The sequence below is a fragment of the Plebeiibacterium sediminum genome, assembly GCF_026013605.1.
In the GTDB taxonomy this organism is placed as follows: Bacteria; Bacteroidota; Bacteroidia; order Bacteroidales; family Marinilabiliaceae; genus Saccharicrinis; species Saccharicrinis sediminus.
The window spans coordinates 1-380 of record NZ_JAPDPJ010000363.1; the positions used below are offsets into that span (position 1 = coordinate 1).

Genomic DNA, 380 nt, shown 5'->3' on the forward strand with positions numbered 1-380 from the left:
GCAACCGACACAAGTGTAGCAGAAGGTACTACAGCAGTTGAAACCGTAAGCGCAACAGATGCTGACGCAGGAGATAGTAAAACATACTCAATTAGTGGAACTGACGCAAGTTTCTTTACTATTGGAGCAACTTCTGGTGTGTTGACATTTACAACTGCACCAGATTATGAGAATCCTTCTGATAGTGATGCTAATAATGTTTATGTATTGAATGTAACAGTAACAGATGGGGCAAGTCATACAGATACAAAAACCATTAATGTAACGGTAACAGATGTAAAAGATAATAGTCCAGTACTAACAGCAACCGACACAAGTGTAGCAGAAGGTACTACAGCAGTTGAAACCGTAAGCGCAACAGATGCTGACGCAGGAGATAG

The 380-nt window shown here is 40.8% G+C and carries 1 protein-coding gene; it reads left to right on the forward strand.

Annotated features, from left to right (window positions below):
- Positions 1-380, forward strand: a 380-nt coding sequence (locus OM075_RS26735) for a cadherin repeat domain-containing protein (RefSeq protein ID WP_301193412.1), incomplete at both ends; no start/stop codon positions are given.